The organism is Sphingomonas sp. (assembly GCF_019635455.1).
Taxonomy (GTDB): domain Bacteria; phylum Pseudomonadota; class Alphaproteobacteria; order Sphingomonadales; family Sphingomonadaceae; genus Sphingomonas.
This window is the reverse complement of record NZ_JAHBZJ010000002.1, coordinates 396,543-415,237: the sequence shown is the minus strand read 5'-3', so window position 1 is coordinate 415,237 and position 18,695 is coordinate 396,543. Positions and strand designations below refer to the sequence as shown.

Below are 18,695 nucleotides of genomic sequence, written 5' to 3'. Positions count from 1 at the left end.
TCCCGATGTTAAAGGGTGCGCCGCAACACTTGGTAATCTGGCCGCAACGTTTCCCGGAGAAGGGCGAATTTGCTTGGCCTATATTGAACAGCCGGGAGCGAAGGCTTCAGTGAATATGACCGTGGCCGACGCCCCCCCGCTCGGCGGGGACCTGGCGGGATTGGAACCCATCCAGAAGATCAGGCGACGCTGGCCGATGCTGCTCGGCGCGGCGGTGTCGCTGCTGCTGGTCGCGGGACTGGCGCATGAACTGTTCGACAAGGGGCTGGCCGGCCTGTCGCGGACGGCGCCGGGAAACTGGCTGTTCTATCTGTTCTTTCTGCTCTTCTACCTTGGCCCGCCGACCTTCGACTATGTGATCTTCCGCAAGCTCTGGCAGATCCCGCTGTCGGGGATGATCGCGCTCCATCGCAAGCGGATCGCGAACGAGGTCGTGCTGGGCTATTCGGGGGAAGCCTATTTCTATGCCTGGGCGCGGCAGCGGACGAAGATGGTGGCGGCCCCGTTCGGCGCGGTGAAGGACGTGTCGATCCTGTCGGCGATCGCGGGCAATGCGATCACGCTGGCGATGCTGATGCTGGCCCTGCCGCTGTCCACCCGGCTGCTGACCCCTGCGCAATATGACACCGCGCTGGTCTCGATCGGCATTCTGGTGGCGATGTCGGTCCCCTTCCTGATCTTTTCCAAGCGCGTGTTTTCGTTGCCGCGCGGGACCTTGTGGTGGATTTTCGGCGTCCACGCGCTGCGCATCGTGCTCGGCTCGGTACTGGTCGCCTGTGCCTGGCACTTCGCGATGCCGGGCGTGTCGCTGGGCATGTGGCTGATCCTGGCCGCCGCGCGCATGCTGGTGTCGCGCCTGCCGTTCGTGCCGAACAAGGATCTTCTCTTCGCCAATTTCGCGATCCTGCTGATCGGCCAGGGGGCCGCGCTGTCGGAGCTGCTGGCGTTCACCGCCGCGCTCACGCTGCTCGTCCATGTCGCGATCATCGCCGTGTTCACCGTCGTCGGCCTGGTCCGGAAGGAGCTTTGACCGTGTCCCGCCTTGCCTATCTTCTCGCCGCCGCAGCGATGGTCGCGGCGGCGCCTGCCTCTGCCCAGATCTGGACCGATGGCGACGCGGCCTGCACCGCCGGCAGCCCGGCGGTGCGGGTCAACGTCACCGGCCTGAAGGACCGCAGTGGCCGGCTGAAACTCGAACTCTACCCGGCGACCGAGGATGATTTCCTGAAGGACGATCGCGACCTGAAGAAGGAGGGCAAGTTCTTTGCCCGCATCTGGTCGCCCACGCCGAAATCGGGACCGGTGACATTGTGCATCCGCGCGCCGCGCCCCGGCCGCTATGCGCTGCTGTTCACCCATGACCGCGACGGCAAGAACAAGTTCAATTTCTGGAAGGACGGCGCGGGCTTTGCAAGCAACCGCAATCTGGGCCGCAGCCGCCCCAAGCTGAACGAGGCGGTGATCACCGTCGGCGCGACCGGCGCGACGGTGTCGATCCGCGCGCAATATCTGCGCGGCCTGTCGGGCTTCGCGCCCTATGACGGGAATTGAGCTGCGATGCGCATCGTCGATGTCAACGAATATTATTCGCCGACCGGCGGGGGCGTGCGCACCTATCTCGACCGCAAGATGCGGATCATGGCGGAGCTGGGCCACGAGCTGATCGTGATCGCCCCCTTTGACGAGGACCGGATCGAGGACCGACCCGATGGCGGGCGCATCTTCTGGGTGAAATCGCCCCCGCTGGTCGTCGATCGCAACTATTGGCTGTTCAACAATCCGGGCGCGGTGACCCGCCTGCTCGACGAGCTCGATCCCGATGTGGTCGAGACCAGTTCGCCATGGCGGCCGGCATGGTTCATCGGTGCATGGCAGGGCCGCGCGCTCAAGGTCTTTTTCGCGCACAACGACAATATCGGCGCCTATCCGCAGCGCTGGCTGGCGCCGTTTGCAAGCGCCGAGCGGATCGAACGGATGTTCGGGTGGTACACGCGTTACATGAACCGGTTCCTCGAACGCTATGACGCGTTCGTGACCAACGGGCCGGCGCTGGCGAAACGCTATCGCCGACGCGGCACCCATGTCGATGCCGCGATGCCGCTGGGCATCGACACCGCGCGATTTTCACCCGATCTGCGCGACGAGGGGCTGCGCGCGTCGATGCTGGCGCAGCTCGATCTGCCGCCGGAGGGCCATCTGCTGATCGGTCTTGGCCGCCACCATCGCGAGAAGCGCTGGCCGGTGGTGATCGACGCGGTGGAAAAGGCCGGCGCGGACATGCCGGTCGGCCTGATGCTGCTGGGCGACGGGATGCAGCGCGCCCAGCTGGAACGACAGATCGCCGGAAACCGTCACATCCGCCTGTACCGCCCGGTCTATGACCGCGAGCGCTTCACCCGCATCCTGGCGAGCGCAGACGCGCTGATCCACGGATCGGATCAGGAACCGTTCGGGCTGGTCGCGTCGGAGGCGCTGGCATCGGGCCTGCCGCTGATCGTGCCGAATGACGGCGGCTGTGCCGAAGTGGCCGATCCGCTGTTCGCCGAAACCTATCAGGGGGGCGATTCGCGGTCCGCGGCGGCGGCCATTCGCCGCCTGTTCGCGCGCGAGCCCGCCATCCTGCGGGCGGCGGCGCGGCACGCGGCGGGGCAAGTGCTGTCCGACCATGACCATGCGGCGGCGCTGGTGGACCTTTATTCCGAGATGCTGGCCGATCGCGCCGGCGGGGTCGCACGCCGCCAAAGGGCATAGCGTTCGTTGCCGAGCGGCAGGATCGCGACCGGACGATAGCCCCAGCGAAGCCCGCGCAGCATGCGCGCGCGCACCTCTGGCCGTTCGCCGCGATAGGGCTTTCGCATCACCACCCATTCGGGTCGCCGCGCAAGGATGCGGTCGATCTCCGCATCCTGATCGACGCCGATCGCGCCGCGCTCCCGCACGCGGCTGAGATGGCTGGGGAACATCCATCGGGTGACCGCGCAGCGGCCGGTCATCGGATAGAGCATCACCGACCCGGAATAGACGTGAAGGCAGCCCGGCCCCGTACCGATCGCGCGCGCGATCGCGGCGATCTGTTCAGGCGTGCCGCGCGTCGCCCGCTTCGCCACGAGCGTCGCCTGCCCGCCGAGAAAGACCAGCGCCAGGATCGCGATCGCGAAGCGGCGGTGCCGCATCCAGAAGCCGGCCGCACAGATCGCGAGCGGCGGCACCAGCGGCAGCGCGTAATGATCGAAATAGGAGCCGAAAACGAGCAGCCCGCCCAGCGCCGCCGCGCACCAGGCGAACAGGAAGCGCGCGGCGATCCCGGTATCGCCCACCCGCTCGCCCCGGCGCCACGCCAACACCGCCGAAGCGAGCAGCGGCGAGAGGATCAGCACGATGATCGCCAGATTGCCCGCCTGTTCCGCCAGCGAATCGGGCCTGCGGTCAAGGATCGAGAGGAAATTGGCGTAGAGCCAGGCCGGTCCCTGGCCCGCCATCGCATAGGCGGCCCATGCGGCCGCGGTCGGCAGCAGCGCGACACCGGCCCAGCACAGCGCCATCGCCGCAATCCCGGCAATCGGAGTGCGCGCGCGCCATTCGCGCGCGATCAGCCACAGGCCCAGAAAGCCTCCTTCGAACACCACCGAATATTTGATCTGTAGCGCCAGCCCGACCAGCGCCATTGCCGTGATCCCGCCCAGGAAGCGGCGGCCGCACCGATCCTCCCATTCGCCGCGCAGGACCAGCGCGGCGGCGGCGATCATCGCCAGATCGTAGAAAATGGGCGCCTGTCCGCCCTGTCCGTCGATCAGGTTCGGCCAGAGGATGACCGCGAGCCCGGTGAAGAGGGCGCCGTCCCGCCACCCCGCCCGGTCGGCCAGCCGCGCGGCGAGCGTCGCGGTGGCGACCAGGCCGGCAAGCGCCATCGCCTGATACGCCCAGATGCCGAGCGGATAGCCAAGGGCGCCGGCGGGGGCGTAGAGCAGGAACAGCCCGATCGGCTTGCGGTCCCAGATATCGACGAACGGCACCGCCCCGCCGGTCATCGCGCGGGCGAGCGTGAAATAGAATTCCTCATCGACGTGCAGGATCGGATTGCCGAAGGTGATCGCCCGCGCGACCAGCGCGACGGCGAGCAGGATCGCCCAGCGTGGGACCCGCTCAAGCGGCCAGCTGCGCGCGTGCGTCAAATTCGATCCTCCCGACCTGATACCGGGCGCATCCGGTGGCGACCCCGCCCCCATCGATCGCGTCGCGTCGTCGCACCGTTCACACAGGCGCGCGGAAGCGACCTGCGGACCGGCGTCACACCTTGTCCGGATAGACGGGCAGGATATCGACCGGAATGTTCGTCATCGAACCGATCACCGACCTGGCATGATCGTCGAGCACCGCCCATTTGGTCATGAACGCCTTTACCCCCGCATAATCGCCATTGCCCTGAAGCACGATCATGTCGCGCAACAGATCGCGCAGCCCATTTTCGAACTTCGCATCGTCGATGCGATAGCGGCCGGCCTGGTCGTCCCAGGTGAAGGCGCCCTTTGCCTTGAGGTATCCGAACTGCATCGCCGCGCCGCGGCCATGCGCTTCCTCGATCCCGAACCGCATCGCGCGGAAGGTGCCGGCAAGATAGGTGGCGAACAGCTGCTGCTTCTCCGCGGCGGGCAATTCCCCCTTCTGCATCATGAAGAGGATGTTCCAGGCGCCCATGACGTCCGCCTTGGCCTCCTCGATCGCCGAATATTGATCCTTCAGCGCTTCGCCGACCGTCGTCTGCTTGCCGTTCAGCGTGATCGTTCCCGGCCCCAGGCTGTGCGACAGTTCGTGGAACAGCGTTTCGAGCTGCATATATTTCTTCGCCACCAGCTTCGCCTGGTCCGGGACCAGGACCAACGGCGCCATCGGTGAGAGAATGCGATCATATTTCGCGCCCAGGACGTTGGAGAGGATCACCTTCTTCGCGCCCTTCGCCTCGCGCACGCGTTCGTCATTGGGCAGGTTGAAGGCGATGGTCTGGACGCCCGGCACATTATCGCCGCCGCCATGGACCTGTTCGGCCACCGCGATCGGCGATTCGAAGCCGCGCTTGAAGTTCTTGTATTTCTCATCGACCGGAAGGTTCGCCTCCATGTCGCGCAGATAATGTTTGTATTTGGCGAGCGCGGCCGATTCCTTGGGATCCTTCAGCGTCACGAAGCTCTCGAACGCGGTCTTCTGGCCGTACAGCTTGTCGGTATAGGTCTCGTACGGACCGATCGCGACCTCGATCGGGGTGTCCTTGAGGTCCATCCACGCCAGCTCGCTCTGGAAATAATCGTCGGTCAGGAATGCCTTGGCGCGCAGCGACAGGAACTTCTTGAGGCTTGCATTGGTGGTGATCGACGCCGCCTTGTTCAGCAGATCGGCGGCGCGGGTCAGCTGATCCCTGTACGCGACCGAATAGGGGATCGCCTCGAGCGCGTCGCCATCGCGTACCACGACCGTATAGGGGCTGAGCAACGCCTGTTTCTGCTCGGGATGGCTGGCGATATAGGCGTCGAGCTGCTCACGCGTCAGGTCGGTGGGATAGAATCCGCCGCCCTCGGGCATCTTGCCGGTTCCCCAGAACGGATGGAGTTCGGCGAGTTCGTCCCACGGGCCGTAATAACGGTCATACATTTCGAGCTTGAGGGTATCGCCCTCCTTCTCGATCGCGGCGCGGGTCTGCTTCCAGTTGGCGTCGCGTTGCGCGCGGTAGATTTCCGACATCACGTCCGACGCCTGGATCAGCAGGTTGACCACCTGACGCTCCTCGGCGGTGAGGAAGCTGACATCGGGCTTCATGTCGATCACCGCCAGCTTCGCCTTTTGCGCGGCGAGATCGTAGCTTCCGGTTTCGGCGGCGGCCGGCGCGGCGACGTTCGAGGCATTGTCGCCCCCTGGCGCCGCGGTGCAGGCCGCAGTGGCGAGGAGCAGGGCGATGACGGCGGGCTTGCGCATGGAGCACTCCGAAAAAACACAGGATTGCGCGACGGTCTAACGGTGCGAAGATGAACTGTCACGAACCCGTCGCACGGCGGGCGCAGACGCAGAAGGAGGAGGAGAGGGCCGTCATGACGATCCGTATCGACCGCCGGTCGCTGGTGCTGACCGGGACGCTGGGGCTTGGCGCATATGCCGTCCCCGGATTCGCGCGCACCCCGCAACTGGCCGGCGCGCGCGGTTTCAGCCACGGCGTCGCCAGCGGCGAACCGGCGGCGACATCGTTGTTGTGCTGGACCCGGTTCGTCGGATCGGGCGACACGGCGCGCGTGACGCTTCAGATTTCCACGAGCGCGGACTTCGCCAGGCCGGTCGCGGCGGGGGAACAGGTCACCGGTCCATGGCGCGACTGGACGGTGAAGATCACGCCGACCGGCCTCAATCCCGGCACGCGCTATCATTATCGCTTCGTCGGACCCGATGGCAGCTTTTCGCCGGTGGGACAGGGCAGGACCCTGCCCGAGGGTAATGTGGAACGGTTCCGCATCGCGGTCTTTTCCTGCTCGAACATCGGCTTTGGCTATTTCAACGCCTATGCCCATGCCGCCGCGCGCGGGGACATCGATCTGGCGCTGCATCTGGGCGACTATTTCTACGAATATCGCAACGGAACCTATCCCGATCGCGGAGAGACGATCGATGGACGCTTCCCGCTCCCGGCGAGCGAGGCGATCTCGCTCGCCGATTATCGGCTGCGCTATGCCAGCTATCGCAGCGATCCCGATCTTCAGGCGCTGCACGCGGCGGTGCCGCTGATCGCCAGCTGGGACGACCATGAATCCGCCAATGACAGCTGGGAAGGCGGCGCCGAAAATCACGACCCGGCGACCGAAGGGGCCTGGAGCACGCGCAAGGCCGCGGCGATGCAGGCATGGCGCGAGTGGATGCCGGTGTCGGACGCGCCGTGGGAAGCCTATTCGATCGGCACGCTCGCGACGCTGTTCCGAACCGAGACCCGGCTGCTCGCGCGATCACGCCAGCCATCCTTCCAGAGCCTGGCGATGGCCGCCGACCCGGGCCAGGCGATCCGCGCCTTTCGCGATGGCAGCTGGCGCGATCCGGCGATGACGATGATGGGGAGTGCGCAGGAAGCCTGGATCGCCGACGAAATGGCACGATCGGTCCGGGCGGGGGTCCGCTGGCAGCTTGCCGGCGTCGGCACGGTGATGGGCGCGATGAAGGCGCCGGGGATCGCGGCAAGCTGGCTGAAGCCGGATGCCAGCGCGCTGGCGCAGGCGCGGGTCAAGGCGGCGGTGCTGCTCGGCAGCCTGGGCCTGCCGCTCAATCCGGACAATTGGGGCGGCTATCCGGCGGCACGCGAACGCTTCCTGGATGCGGCGCAGCGTGCGAACGCGAACCTGATCGTGCTGTCGGGGGACAGCCACAATGGCTGGGCGTTCGATCTGGCCAATCGCGGCATGCCCGCCGGCGTCGAATTTGCCGGTCATGCGGTGACGTCGACCGGGTTCGAGACGGCGTTCGCGCCCGATCCCCGCGTCATCGCCGCAACGATGGTGGCGACGAACCCCGAGCTCAAATGGTGCGACACGTCTCGCCGGGGCTATATGGCGCTGACGCTGACGCCGGACACGGCGACCAACGAATGGATGTTCGTCGATACCGTGGCGCGGCGCGTGCCATCGGCGGCGGTCGGCCATGTCGCGACGGTCGCGCGCGGACGCAACGCGATGGCTTAACCCTCCAGGCTCTTGCCGACCTGTTCGGTCATGTCCTTGCTGAGGCCCGGCGTCGCGAGAATCCGCGCGAGTTCCGCGCGCATCTTCGCGGCACGATCGGCATCGTAGCGTTTCCAGCGGCCCAGCGGCGGCACCAGCTTGGCGGCGGTCTGGGGGTTGAGCTTGTCCAGCGCGATCAGCTGGTCCGCGACAAACCGGTAACCGCGCCCGTCGGCGACGTGGAATCCGCGCTGATTGACCGCGAAGGCCCCGACCAGCGCACGGGCGCGATTGGGGTTCGCCAGCGTGAAATCCGGATGCGCCGCCAGTTCCTCGACCGCATCCACCGTGTCGGCGCGGGTCGATAGCGCCTGGGTCTGGAACCATTTGTCGAGCACCAGCGCATTGTCGGCATAGCGATGATAGAAGATATCGAGCGCGGCGATCCGCTTGTCCGACGCGCTGTTGACCAGGCTGGAGAGCGCGCCCTGCCGGTCGGTCATATTGTCGGCATGTTCGAACTGGCTGAAGGCGAGATCGGGGCCGTCGGTCGCGCCGCTGGCGTTGATATAGCCGAGCGCGACGTTCTTGAGCCGGCGCGCGCCCTTGCCCGCGGGCGAATATTCGAACCGGTTTGCCTTCACCGCGTCATAGGCGTCGCGCCACTGATCCTCCAGCGTGCGGCCGAGATCGCGACGCAGCGCTTCCCGCTTCTGGAAGATGAGCTCGGGATCGACCACCGGCAACTGATCGCCGATGAAACTGTCCGACGGGAGCAGCACCGCTTCACCGACGAATGCGCGGTCCAGCGCGGGATCGGCGAGCGTATTGCGCACCGCATCGATCACCGGGCCGTGATCCGCATGGCCATGGGTGACCGCCGCGACGAGCGTGTCGAGCATCAGCTGCTGCATCGCCTCGTACCGCGCAAAGGGATCGTCGTCATGGGCGGAGAGGAAGGCGAGATCGGCGGCGCTGCGATTGCTGTCGATGATCACCGGCGCCGAGAAGCCGCGATTGATCGACAGCACGGGGCGTTCGCTCACCGCGTCGAAGGCGATCTCCGCCTCTGCGTCCGACAGCAGCACCAGCCGTTCCCCGGCGATCGGCGTGCCGGTTTCCGCGCCAAACAGCTTGATCCGCAGCGGCAGCACCATCGGCGCCTTTTCCGGCTGGCCCGGCGTGGGCGGCACCAGCTGGGACAGGGACAGATGCGCGCGATCGTCCCCCATATGATGGGTGAGGGTGGCGGTAACGCGCGGCGTGCCGGCCTGTGAATACCACAGGCGGAATTGCGCGAGATCGACGTCGCCGGCCTCTTCCATGCAGGCGACGAAATCCTCGCACGTCGCGGCGGTGCCGTCGAACCGGCGAAAATAGAGATCGGTCGCGGCGCGGAATTTCTGGGGTCCCAGGATCGTCGCCATCATCCGGATGACCTCCGCGCCCTTGTTATAGATGGTCGCGGTGTAGAAGTTGCTGATTTCGAGATATTCGTCGGGACGCACCGGATGCGCGAGCGGGCCGGCATCCTCAGGAAACTGGGCCGCGCGCAGGCCGCGAACATCCTCGATCCGCTTGACCGCAGCGGATCCCTGATCGGCGGAAAACCCCTGGTCGCGATAGACGGTGAAGCCTTCCTTGAGGCTCAGCTGGAACCAGTCGCGACAGGTGATGCGGTTCCCGGACCAGTTGTGGAAATATTCGTGCGCGACCACGGCGGCGATCGCGTCATAGTCGTAATCGGTCGCGGTGTCGGGATCGGCCAGGATGTAGCGGCTGTTGAAGATGTTCAGCCCCTTATTCTCCATCGCGCCGAAATTGAAATCATCGACCGCGACGATGTTGAACACGTCGAGATCATATTCGCGGCCATAGACCTGTTCGTCCCACGCCATGCTGAGCTTGAGCGCATGGAGCGCGTGGTCGGTCTTGGGCAGATCCCGTTCGCGGACCCAGATGCCCAGCTGAACCTCGCGCCCCGACCGGGTGGTGAAGGTGGCGCGATTGGCGGCAAGGTCGCCGGCGACCATCGCGAACAGGTAACAGGGTTTGGGGAACGGGTCGTTCCATTCGGCCCAGTGGCGCCCCCCGCCCACGTCACCCGAGGCGACTGGATCGCCATTGGCGAGCAGGACGGGGTAGCGCCCCTTGTCCGCCGTCATCCGCACGCGATAGCGGCTGAGCACATCGGGCCGGTCGGGGAAGAAGGTGATGCGGCGAAATCCCTGCGCCTCGCATTGTGTGCAGAGGTTGCCGCCCGAGGCATAGAGACCCATCAGCTGGGTATTGCGCTCCGGCTCGACCTCGACCTCGGTCTCGACGCGGTGCGCATCGCCGGGCAGCGCAACGACCAGCACGCCGCCATCCATCGTCCAGGCGGCGTCCACGCCATCCACGCGCACCGCAAGCGGGGTCAGGCCGTCGCCGTCGAGCCGAAGCGGCGCGTCATGCGCTCCGTTGCGTTCGACCGTCAGCGTGGCGCGCACCCGGGTCTTTGCCGGATCGAGGTCGAGGTCGAGCGCGATGTCGGGAACCAGCCAGTCGGGTGGGCGATAGTCCGCGCGGCGTGTGACGGTGGGGGTGGCGGCGAGTACGTCGATCATCGGACGGCCTTAGACGGGGTAGGGGGCGGGAGCATCCCAAAAATGCGTTGCGGCATATGGTTGCAATGCTACGCCTCGGCGCAGCTTTTGTTCAACTGAAGGTCCGTCCATGTTGCGTCCCGCGTTCGCCCTTGCCCTGCTGAGCCTGACGACAGCGCTCGCCGCCCAGGAAGCGCCGCCAGCGAAGGCGGGCGCGGAAAGCGCGACGGACGTCAACCGGCGGGTCAACGCGCCGCTGCCCGCCGCCGAAGCGGCGATGAAGGCGCATGTGATGTTCCTGGCGAGCGACGCGATGCGCGGGCGCGAGGCCGGATCGCCCGAATATGACATCGCCGCGCAATATGTGGCATCGCAATTCTATGCCGCCGGCCTGCGCCCCGCGGGCGACGAGGGCGGCTATCTACAGAAGGTGCCGCTGCTGAGCTATCGCGTGGCCGAGCCGGGAACGATGACGGTGACGCGTGGCGGCAAGCCGGTCAATCTGGTGTTCGGTGAGGACTATGTTCCGACCGGCAACCCCGAACGTGCCAGCACGCTGATCGAAGCGCCGGTGGTGTTCGCCGGATATGGCATCGTCGCCCCGCAATATGCGCGCGACGATTACAAGGGCATCGATGCGAAGGGGAAGATCGTCGCCTTCCTCGCCGGCGCGCCGGGTCAGTTCGACGGCGAAGAGCGCGCCCATTTCGGCAGCAACGCCAACAAGGCGGCGATCGCCGCGAACAAGGGCGCGGCCGGGGTCATCATCGTCGAAACGCCGACATCGGCACGGGTGCGATCCTTTGCGCGGCAGGCGGACGGCTATGACAGCTGGCGCATGACCTGGGCCGATGCGCAGGGGAACGGGCATCTGATCGCACGCGGCACGCCGACGCTGGGAACGATCAGCGCGGCGGGCGCGGACAAGCTGTTCGCCGGCGACAAGGGATGGGCGCTCGCGGCGAAGGCGGTCGAGGGCGGCAAGGCGAGCGTTCCCGCCTTCGCCGCCGGGACGACGCTGACCGTCGCGATCCGCACCGAGCGCAAGACGGTGATGAGTTCGAACGTCGCCGGCATCATCCCGGGCAGCGACCCGCGGATCGGCAGCGAAGTCGTGGTGCTGTCCGCGCATCTCGACCATGTCGGGGTCGGCCGGCCCGACGCGAAGGGTGACACGATCTATAATGGCGCGATGGACAATGCGATGGGGATCGCTTCGCTGATCGAGGAGGCGAAACGCTTTCGCGATTCGGGCAAGCCGCCGCGCCGGTCGGTGCTGTTCCTGGCGGTGACGGCGGAGGAAAAGGGGCTGATCGGCGCCGATTATTTCGCCAACAACCCGACCGTGCCGAAAGACCGTATCGTCGCCGATGTGAACCTCGACATGCCGGTCATCACCTACCGGTTCGAGGATATGATCGCGTTCGGCGCGGCACGATCGACGCTGGGCGAGACGGTCGCGCGGGCGACGGCGAGCGTCGGAGTGGGTGTCGGCCAGGATCCGATGCCGGAACAGGGCTTTTTCGTCCGTTCCGACCATTATCGCTTCGTCCAGCAGGGGATTCCCTCGGTATTTCTGTGGCCCGGCCAGGCAGGCGCCGGGGGCGAGGCGTTCAAACGCTTCCTGGCAACCCGCTATCACCGCCCGTCGGACGAGGTCGGCAACCCCGAAATCCTGTGGGATCAAGGCGTCCGGTTCATCGACGCAAACTATGCGATCGCGCGGGAAATCGCCGATGCCGACGCGCGGCCGCGCTGGAAAAAGGGCGATTTCTTCGGCCTGCTCTATGACGGCTACGGGGCCAGATAAACGAGGAGCTAACATGCGCTGGAAAAGGGTCGCGACAGGGGCGTTGGCATGCGGGCTGATGGTGGCGCTGACCGGCGCCGCACACGCCGCACAGTCCGGCGGCTTCGATGTGGAGCGGGCGAGCCGCGCCTATCTCGACCTGTTGCAGGGGCCGGCGCGGGCGAAGTCGGACGCCTATTTCGAGGGCGGCTACTGGCTGCTGCTGTGGGGTACGCTGGTGACCGTGGCGACCGAAGGCGTGATGCTCTTCACCGGCCTGTCGGCGCGCTATCGCGGCTGGGCCGAGCGGGTGACGCGCCGGCGCTGGCTGGTGCCGGCGCTGTTCGCCCTGCCCTATGTCGTGACGACGGCACTGATCGCCCTGCCCTGGACGATCTACACCGGCTATCTGCGCGAGAAACATTATGGGCTGATGAGCCAGAGCGCCGGCGCATGGGCGGGCGAGCAGGCGATCCAGTTCGGCATCGCGATCATCGTCGTCGCGCTGCTGTTGACCGCGGTTTTCGCGGTGATCCGCGCGTTTCCGCGCAGCTGGTGGTTGTGGGGCGCGGGAACGCTGCTGGGCTTTGCGGCGATCGGGGCGCTGATCGCGCCGGTGTTCATCGCGCCGCTGTTCAACACCTATAGCGAGATGCCGGCCGGGCCGCTGCGCGACCGCATCGTCGCGATGGCGAAGGCGCAGAACATACCGGCCGAGCACATCTATGTCTTTGACCAGTCGAAACAGCACAAGCGTATCTCCGCCAATGTCTCGGGCCTGGGTCCGACGATCCGCATCTCGCTCAACGACAATCTGCTCAACCGCACCGGCGCGGACGAGGTTGCCGCGGTGATGGGCCATGAGATGGGCCATTACGTGCTGGGACATGTGTGGAAGCTGCTGGGCGCGATGGCGTTGATCCTCGCCGCGATCTTCTATGCCATCTATCGCATCGCGCCCGTTCTGATCGCGCGATTCGGACGCCGCTGGGGGGTACGCGACGTCGCCGATCCGGCCGCGACATCGGTGTTCATGGCGCTGGCGGCGGTCGCCGGGCTGATCCTGGCGCCGGTGATGAACACGCTGGTCCGCACCAACGAAAGCGCCGCCGACGCGTTCGGCCTGGACGCCGCGCGCGAACCCGACGGCTTTGCCAAGGTGGCGATGCGCCTGTCCGAATATCGCAAGATCGAACCGGGACCTGTCGAGGAATTCCTGTTCTTCGATCACCCGTCGGGATCGACCCGTGTGCATCGGGCGATGCAGTGGAAGAAGGACCATGTCCCCGGCGCGACGATGGTCAAGCCGCAGATCGACCTGTCGAAGGAATGAGCGGCGCCGGCGTCCGGCTGTTCGTATTCGGGATGGGATACAGCGCGGGACGGATCGCCGCCGCGCTGCCGATGGCGCGGATCGCGGGGACCGGACGCGGCGGACAGGTCGCGTTCGACGACGCGGACCGGGTGCGGTTCGAACTGGCGCGGGCGACGCATATTCTGTCGTCGGTGCCGCCGGGCGAGGACGACCCGGTATTGGCCGGCTATGGCCGCGATCTGGCCGCGACACGCGCCTGGACCGGATATCTCTCCTCGACCGGGGTCTATGGCGACACCGGTGGAGCATGGGTCGATGAGCACGCGCCGACCGGGGGCGGGCGACGTCGCGCCCGGGCGGCGGCCGACGCGGCATGGCTGGCGCGCGGGGCGCGGGTGTTCCGCCTGCCGGGCATCTATGGCCCTGGTCGCTCGCCGCTGGACCGGATCCGGGCGGGCGACGCGCGGCGGATCGACGCGCCGGGACAGGTGTTCAGCCGCGTCCATGTCGATGATATCGCACGCGGCGTGATCGCGGCGTTCGACGCCCCGCCCGGTGCCTACAACCTGGCCGACGACCTGCCGGCGCCGCAGGCGGAGGTGATCGCGTTCGGGTGTCGGCTGCTCGGCATGCCGGTGCCACCGGTCGAGCCGGTCGATGCGGCCGAACTGTCGCCCGCGGCGCGGGCATTCTATGCCGAAAACCGCCGCGTCGCGAACGGCAGGGCGAAACGGCTGCTGGGCTGGCGACCGGCCTTTCCCGACTATCGGTTCGGCCTGCGCGCCCTCAACGCCAGCACCAGTCCGATGCCGGCGAGCAGCGCGCCAGCGGCGGCGAGCGGCGACCAGCGATAGCCTTCAAACAGGGTCGAAAGCAGCATCGCGATCACCGGGATGATGACGCTGGAATAGGCCGCCTTGGCCGGACCGATGACCCGGATGATCCCGAAATAGAGCGGGAAGGCGATCGCCGAGGCGACGACACCAAGATACAGCACCCCGGCGATATAGCCGGGCGTCCATTCGAACACCGGCGCCCCCACGGTCGCGAGGGCATAGAGCCCGTCCATCGCCGCGCCGGCCAGCATCGCCCAGGCGATGGTCGGCGCCATCGGATAGCGCTTTGCGGTCTCGGTCGCCTGCAAGACATTGGCGACCGAGGCGCAGCATACGCCAAGCAGGGTCAGCCCGATGCCGAGCCAAACCTGCCCACTGACCGAGGGATCGCGACCGATTTCATGCGCGAACAGCAGCGCGACCCCCGCCATCGCCACCGCCGAACCGAGCAGCAGCTGGCCGCCCATCCGCTGGCCGAGAAAGATGCGGGAGAGGAGCGCGTTCGGGACCAGCAGCAGTGCGAACACCACCGCCACCAGCCCCGAGGTGACGTGCAGCTCCGCGCGGTACACGAAATTGAAATTGAGCACGAACTGCATGAGGCCGATCAGCGCGGAGAACGCCATGCCGCGCCGGTCGAGCAACAGCGGCTGGCGCGAGAAGGCCGTCCAGGCGAGCATCGCCACGCCGCCGGTGAGGAAGCGGTACGTCACCGACCAGGTCGGCGGCACCACGCCAAGCTGTCCGGTGATGACCAGCCAGGTCGATCCCCAGATCAGCGTGATGATCGCAAACGGGATCAGGATGGCGAGCCGCGTCGAATTGGGCCGTGCCGGGTCGGAGGCCGCGTCGCTCACAAGGCGGCGATCGCGTCGGCGAGCGGGCGGACGGCGTCCTCCCCCTGATCCCATGACACGACGAACCGGGCCTGCCCCTCACCCCAGTCATAGAAGTCGAACCCCTGTTCGCGCAGCGCCGCCGCTTCCGGCACGGTGAGCCGTACGAACAGCTGGTTCGATTCGACCGGCTGCACCAGCCGCTCGGCGGCGCGCGCGGCCAGCATCGCGGCCCCGGCATTCGCGGCGCGCGCGTTGCGCAGCCACACATCATCGTCGAGCATCGCCAGCAACTGGGCGGCGAGAAAACGCCCCTTTGACTGGAGATGCCCCGCCCGCTTGCGGCGGCACAGACTCGCCTCGGCGAGATCGGGGCGGAAAAAGACCAGCGCCTCGGCGCCCATGCCGCCATTCTTGATAAAGCCGAAGCTGAGCGCATCGACGCCCGCACGCCACGTCATCTTCGCCGGCGAGCAATCGTGATGGACCAGCGCATTGGCGAAGCGCGCACCGTCCATGTGCAGGCCAAGGCCCCGGTCGCGCGCCAGCCGGCCGATCGCCGCCACCTCGTCCGGCGCGTAGGACAGGCCATGTTCGGTGGCGTTGGTGATCGAGATCGCGTGCGGCTGTACCCAGTGTACGCCGGGCTTCACCGCATGCAGCACCGCCTCGATCGCGTCGGGCGACAGCTTCGCGCCGTCGCCCTCGGCAAGCATCAACTTGGCGCCATGGGTGTAGAATTCGGGGGCGCCGCCTTCATCCATCTGGATATGCGCGTCGCGGTGACAGATCACGCCGCCATAGGGCGGGCAGAGCGCGGCGAGCGCAAGGCAGTTGGCCGAGGTTCCGGTCGGCACCCACAGCACCCGCACATGGGTTTCGAACAGATCGGAAAAGCGCTGGTCGAGCATCTGGCTCCACCGGTCGCCGTCATAGGCGGTGTCCTGCACATTCGCCTCGGCGATCGCCGCGACGACTTCGGGACAGGCGGGGGCGGCGTTGTCGGAGAAGAAGCGCATCCCCGCCCCATGCGCGCGGCATGTCGGCGCGTCAATCGGCCGGGCGACGCCCGCTCATCCGTTGACGATGATCCCGCCATTGGGATGCAGCACCTGTCCCGACATATAGCTTGAATCGGCGCAGGCGAGGAACAGGAATGCCGGCGCGACCTCATTGGGCTGCCCCGGTCGACCCATTGGCGTATCCTCGCGGAACTGCGCGAGCTTCTCGTCCGAGGCGCCGCCACACGGATTGAGCGGGGTCCAGATCGGGCCGGGCGCAACCGCGTTGACGCGGATTCCATTCCGGCCGGGGGTCGAGGGTGTGCTCATCACCGGGCAGCGCATCTTCGTGAATTATTTCAACGATCTGGGTCATCGGCCATCCTCCTCGCATTCGGTTCGACAACCGAATGGGGAAGCGGTGAGTTCCCAGAATGACCGGGCGAGGCGCCCGTTGCGGAATGCCGTTGAGGCCGGCCGTCACCGCATCGACGGCCAGGCCGGCAGGGTTCAGGCGAAGATGCCCGAACCCTGCGTGGCGCTGGTGACGACGAGCATCGCGGTCAGGCTGAGCGACAGGACGCTGATGAGGATATGACGGAACATGGTGCTTCTCCCGGTTCGAATGCGGTTCAGGCGACCAGATTCAAGCTGCCGCTGTTGGCGACGAGCACCAGGGTGAACGCGGCGGCGCCGGCGAACGAGACGGCGTAGCGGGCGAAGGATTCGAAACGAACGGCCATGATGTATTACTCCCTGCGGGCAACCGGTTCATCCGGCTGCCGATACCCAATAGTTTGCAGGGGGCGTGCCAATTCGCGTAACACACTGACAAATAACGAATTATAATTTTCTTGCGCTCTTTGTTGGCGATTTTCACCGATGCAATTGGTGATTTTCACCACATCTCAGGCAGCAATGACGCGGTTACGACCATCATTCTTTGCGTCATAAAGCAGCGCGTCGGCGCGCTGGAACACCGGGGCGAAGCCTTCGCTGTCGCGCGCCGCCGTCACACCGGCGGAAAAGGTCACTTCGCCCAACGGCGCATCGGACTCGCGCAGCCTGTAGCGTTTGGACGCGACGGTGGCCCGCGCATTGTCGAGCGTCACGCGCGCGACCTCGAGATCGCCGGTCGAGAACAGGATCGCGAACTCCTCACCCCCATAGCGGGCGACGAGATGCCCCGAACAGCTTTGCGAGAGCGCCTCCGCGATCGTCTTGAGCACGCGGTCCCCCACGGAGTGGCCGAACCGGTCGTTGACGTTCTTGAAATGATCGACGTCGCAGATCGCGACGCAGACCGGCTGCCCCGCGGCGATCTGCGCGGCATAGGCCTCTTCGAACGCGCGGCGGTTGGGAAGATCGGTCAGCGGATCGCGGCGGGCATTGTCGCGCGCCTCCTCCAGCTTGCTGCGCAACTCGCTCGCCTCACGCGTGACCGTCTCCAGCCGCGATTCGGCATTGTGGACGCGTTCGAGCATGTTGGCGGTGACCCGCGACACTTCCTCGAGGATCGTGCCGTCCAGCTCGTCACCGGATCGGCGAATCGCGTCGGCGCTTTCGGCGAGATGGCGGCCGAATCCCTCGGTCTCGGCGCGCATCGCCTGGACCATGTCCTGGAATCCCTCGACCTGCATCTGGGTCTGGGCGACCAGTCCATCGGCCTTTTCACGCGCGGCGCGGGCATTTACCGGCGGCTCGCAGCCGAGCGATTCGATATCGCGCTTGGTCAGGCGAATGCCGCCGTCGGTCAGTGCCGCGACCGCCTTTGCCAGCGGGCCTTCGGGATCGTGCAGCAGCGCATAGGCAAAGGCAAAATTCGCCGGATCCGGCTCCAGCCGCTGATCGAACAGAAATGTGCCGATCCGCTCATACAACTCGCGCGCCGGATCGGCGCTACCAGCAGATCGAGCGGCTCTCGCCACGCCCATAATCCCTGTCCCCACCCCTGGCGGAGCCGCAAGCCGCGGCCTCCGCAAAGTTCGTTACGCGATCGGATTTAGGGAACAGATGCTAAAAAGCGGTGAAATCCGTTTGCGGACCGGATCAGCCCTTCTTCGCGGATTTCCGCCACGCCTGAACCGCCGCCAGCGTATTCTTGATATGGTCCACCGGGCTCATGTCGGTATGGGCGTAGATGATCTTGCCATTGGGCGCGATGACATAGCTGGTGCGGCTGGTGACGGTCGTGGGCGTGCCGTCCGGACGGGTCAGCACGACGTCATATCCCTTCACCACCGCCGGGCTGGCCGCCGCCACCGCGAACTTGCCCGCGCAATGTTCGCTGGAGAAGGCGATCAGCTTGTCGGTATTTCCCGCGGTCATGCCGATCACCGTGGCTCCGGCCGCGGTGAAGTCGGGCAATGCCTTGGCAAAGGCGGCGGCCTCGACATTGCAGCCGCTGGTGAACGCCGCAGGGAAGAAATAGAGCACGACCGGCCCCTTTTTCAACGCCGCCTTCAGGCTGACCTTGATCGGTTGACCGGCCATGGCGCCATCGGCGGCGAAGATCGGCGCCTTTGCCCCGGGGGCGAGCGCGGCGGCGGCCGGCAGTGCGAACGGCAGAGTCGCGATGGCGAGGAAGAGCTTGAGGCGCATGGGGATTCTCCTGCTGTCCCGCCCCCTTATGCGCCGGCGGCGCGCCAACG

General features: G+C 66.5%; 14 protein-coding genes and 1 pseudogene. 7 read left to right on the top strand and 8 right to left on the bottom strand.

What is annotated here, in order from left to right; all coding sequences use genetic code 11:
* Nucleotides 1–115 precede the first annotated feature (115 nt).
* From KF783_RS04665 to KF783_RS04655, 3 genes are read left to right on the top strand one after another with little or no spacing between them, the layout of a single operon-like run.
* Nucleotides 116–1,030, top strand: coding sequence for a hypothetical protein (locus tag KF783_RS04665; protein WP_294076930.1), 915 nt, complete (start codon nt 116–118; stop codon nt 1,028–1,030).
* Nucleotides 1,031–1,068: 38 nt separating this feature from the next.
* Nucleotides 1,069–1,551, top strand: a complete 483-nt coding sequence (locus KF783_RS04660; RefSeq protein WP_294076980.1) for a DUF2141 domain-containing protein — start codon at nt 1,069–1,071, stop codon at nt 1,549–1,551.
* Between the two features lie 6 nt (nt 1,552–1,557).
* The gene (locus KF783_RS04655; RefSeq protein ID WP_294076929.1) at nt 1,558–2,751 is read left to right on the top strand and encodes a glycosyltransferase; all 1,194 of its coding nucleotides are present in this window, start codon (nt 1,558–1,560) and stop codon (nt 2,749–2,751) included.
* Here KF783_RS04655 and KF783_RS04650 read toward each other — a convergent pair.
* Both KF783_RS04650 and KF783_RS04645 read right to left on the bottom strand, forming a co-directional pair.
* Nucleotides 2,694–4,172, bottom strand: coding sequence for a hypothetical protein (locus tag KF783_RS04650; RefSeq protein ID WP_294076928.1), 1,479 nt, complete (start codon nt 4,170–4,172; stop codon nt 2,694–2,696). The genes KF783_RS04655 and KF783_RS04650 overlap by 58 nt on opposite strands.
* A 115-nt stretch (nt 4,173–4,287) precedes the next feature.
* Complete coding sequence (locus tag KF783_RS04645) at nt 4,288–5,964, bottom strand: hypothetical protein (protein WP_294076927.1); 1,677 nt, start codon at nt 5,962–5,964, stop codon at nt 4,288–4,290.
* Between the two features lie 113 nt (nt 5,965–6,077).
* Between KF783_RS04645 and KF783_RS04640 the strand changes: the two genes are divergently transcribed.
* Complete coding sequence (locus KF783_RS04640) at nt 6,078–7,703, top strand: alkaline phosphatase D family protein (RefSeq protein ID WP_294076926.1); 1,626 nt, start codon at nt 6,078–6,080, stop codon at nt 7,701–7,703.
* Here KF783_RS04640 and pepN read toward each other — a convergent pair.
* Nucleotides 7,700–10,288: an aminopeptidase N gene (pepN, locus tag KF783_RS04635; RefSeq protein ID WP_294076925.1), complete on the bottom strand. Its 2,589-nt coding sequence runs from the start codon at nt 10,286–10,288 to the stop codon at nt 7,700–7,702. The two genes, KF783_RS04640 and pepN, sit on opposite strands and share 4 nt — an antisense overlap.
* Nucleotides 10,289–10,397: 109 nt before the next feature.
* On the opposite strand from pepN, the gene KF783_RS04630 reads away from it, so the two are divergent.
* From KF783_RS04630 to KF783_RS04620, 3 genes are read left to right on the top strand one after another with little or no spacing between them, the layout of a single operon-like run.
* Entirely contained in the window at nt 10,398–12,077 is a 1,680-nt protein-coding gene (locus KF783_RS04630; RefSeq protein ID WP_294076924.1) for a M20/M25/M40 family metallo-hydrolase, read from the top strand.
* A gap of 13 nt (nt 12,078–12,090) precedes the next feature.
* Nucleotides 12,091–13,389, top strand: coding sequence for a M48 family metallopeptidase (locus tag KF783_RS04625; protein ID WP_294076923.1), 1,299 nt, complete (start codon nt 12,091–12,093; stop codon nt 13,387–13,389).
* Entirely contained in the window at nt 13,386–14,225 is an 840-nt protein-coding gene (locus tag KF783_RS04620) for an NAD(P)-dependent oxidoreductase (protein WP_294076922.1), read from the top strand. The genes KF783_RS04625 and KF783_RS04620 overlap by 4 nt, the downstream gene beginning before the upstream one ends.
* Here KF783_RS04620 and KF783_RS04615 read toward each other — a convergent pair.
* The 5 genes and pseudogenes from KF783_RS04615 to KF783_RS04595 form a co-directional block, all read right to left on the bottom strand.
* A complete protein-coding gene (locus KF783_RS04615) occupies nt 14,135–15,064 on the bottom strand; it encodes an EamA family transporter (RefSeq protein WP_294076921.1) in 930 nt (309 codons plus the stop codon). The two genes, KF783_RS04620 and KF783_RS04615, sit on opposite strands and share 91 nt — an antisense overlap.
* Nucleotides 15,061–16,062: a beta-eliminating lyase-related protein gene (locus KF783_RS04610; protein ID WP_294076920.1), complete on the bottom strand. Its 1,002-nt coding sequence runs from the start codon at nt 16,060–16,062 to the stop codon at nt 15,061–15,063. Before KF783_RS04610 ends, KF783_RS04615 begins: the two co-directional genes overlap by 4 nt.
* 54 nt (nt 16,063–16,116) lie before the next feature.
* Nucleotides 16,117–16,344 (bottom strand): annotated as a pseudogene (locus KF783_RS04605) (SDR family oxidoreductase); the annotation flags it as partial.
* Nucleotides 16,345–16,952: 608 nt separating this feature from the next.
* Nucleotides 16,953–17,978: a GGDEF domain-containing protein gene (locus tag KF783_RS04600; RefSeq protein ID WP_294076919.1), complete on the bottom strand. Its 1,026-nt coding sequence runs from the start codon at nt 17,976–17,978 to the stop codon at nt 16,953–16,955.
* A gap of 115 nt (nt 17,979–18,093) precedes the next feature.
* A complete protein-coding gene (locus KF783_RS04595) occupies nt 18,094–18,645 on the bottom strand; it encodes a redoxin domain-containing protein (RefSeq protein WP_294076918.1) in 552 nt (183 codons plus the stop codon).
* Between the last annotated feature and the right edge of the window lie 50 nt (nt 18,646–18,695).

Excerpts from the sequence above, each read along its gene's own strand:
- KF783_RS04665 (WP_294076930.1), top strand. The coding sequence starts at position 116 with ATGACCGTGGCCGACGCCCCCCCGCTCGGCGGGGACCTGGCGGGATTG.
- KF783_RS04660 (WP_294076980.1), top strand. The coding sequence starts at position 1,069 with ATGGTCGCGGCGGCGCCTGCCTCTGCCCAGATCTGGACCGATGGCGAC.
- KF783_RS04655 (WP_294076929.1), top strand. The coding sequence starts at position 1,558 with ATGCGCATCGTCGATGTCAACGAATATTATTCGCCGACCGGCGGGGGC.
- KF783_RS04645 (WP_294076927.1), bottom strand. The coding sequence starts at position 5,964 with ATGCGCAAGCCCGCCGTCATCGCCCTGCTCCTCGCCACTGCGGCCTGC.
- KF783_RS04640 (WP_294076926.1), top strand. The coding sequence starts at position 6,078 with ATGACGATCCGTATCGACCGCCGGTCGCTGGTGCTGACCGGGACGCTG.
- pepN (WP_294076925.1), bottom strand. The coding sequence starts at position 10,288 with ATGATCGACGTACTCGCCGCCACCCCCACCGTCACACGCCGCGCGGAC.
- KF783_RS04630 (WP_294076924.1), top strand. The coding sequence starts at position 10,398 with ATGTTGCGTCCCGCGTTCGCCCTTGCCCTGCTGAGCCTGACGACAGCG.
- KF783_RS04625 (WP_294076923.1), top strand. The coding sequence starts at position 12,091 with ATGCGCTGGAAAAGGGTCGCGACAGGGGCGTTGGCATGCGGGCTGATG.
- KF783_RS04620 (WP_294076922.1), top strand. The coding sequence starts at position 13,386 with ATGAGCGGCGCCGGCGTCCGGCTGTTCGTATTCGGGATGGGATACAGC.
- KF783_RS04610 (WP_294076920.1), bottom strand. The coding sequence starts at position 16,062 with ATGCGCTTCTTCTCCGACAACGCCGCCCCCGCCTGTCCCGAAGTCGTC.
- KF783_RS04600 (WP_294076919.1), bottom strand. The coding sequence starts at position 17,978 with ATGGGCGTGGCGAGAGCCGCTCGATCTGCTGGTAGCGCCGATCCGGCG.
- KF783_RS04595 (WP_294076918.1), bottom strand. The coding sequence starts at position 18,645 with ATGCGCCTCAAGCTCTTCCTCGCCATCGCGACTCTGCCGTTCGCACTG.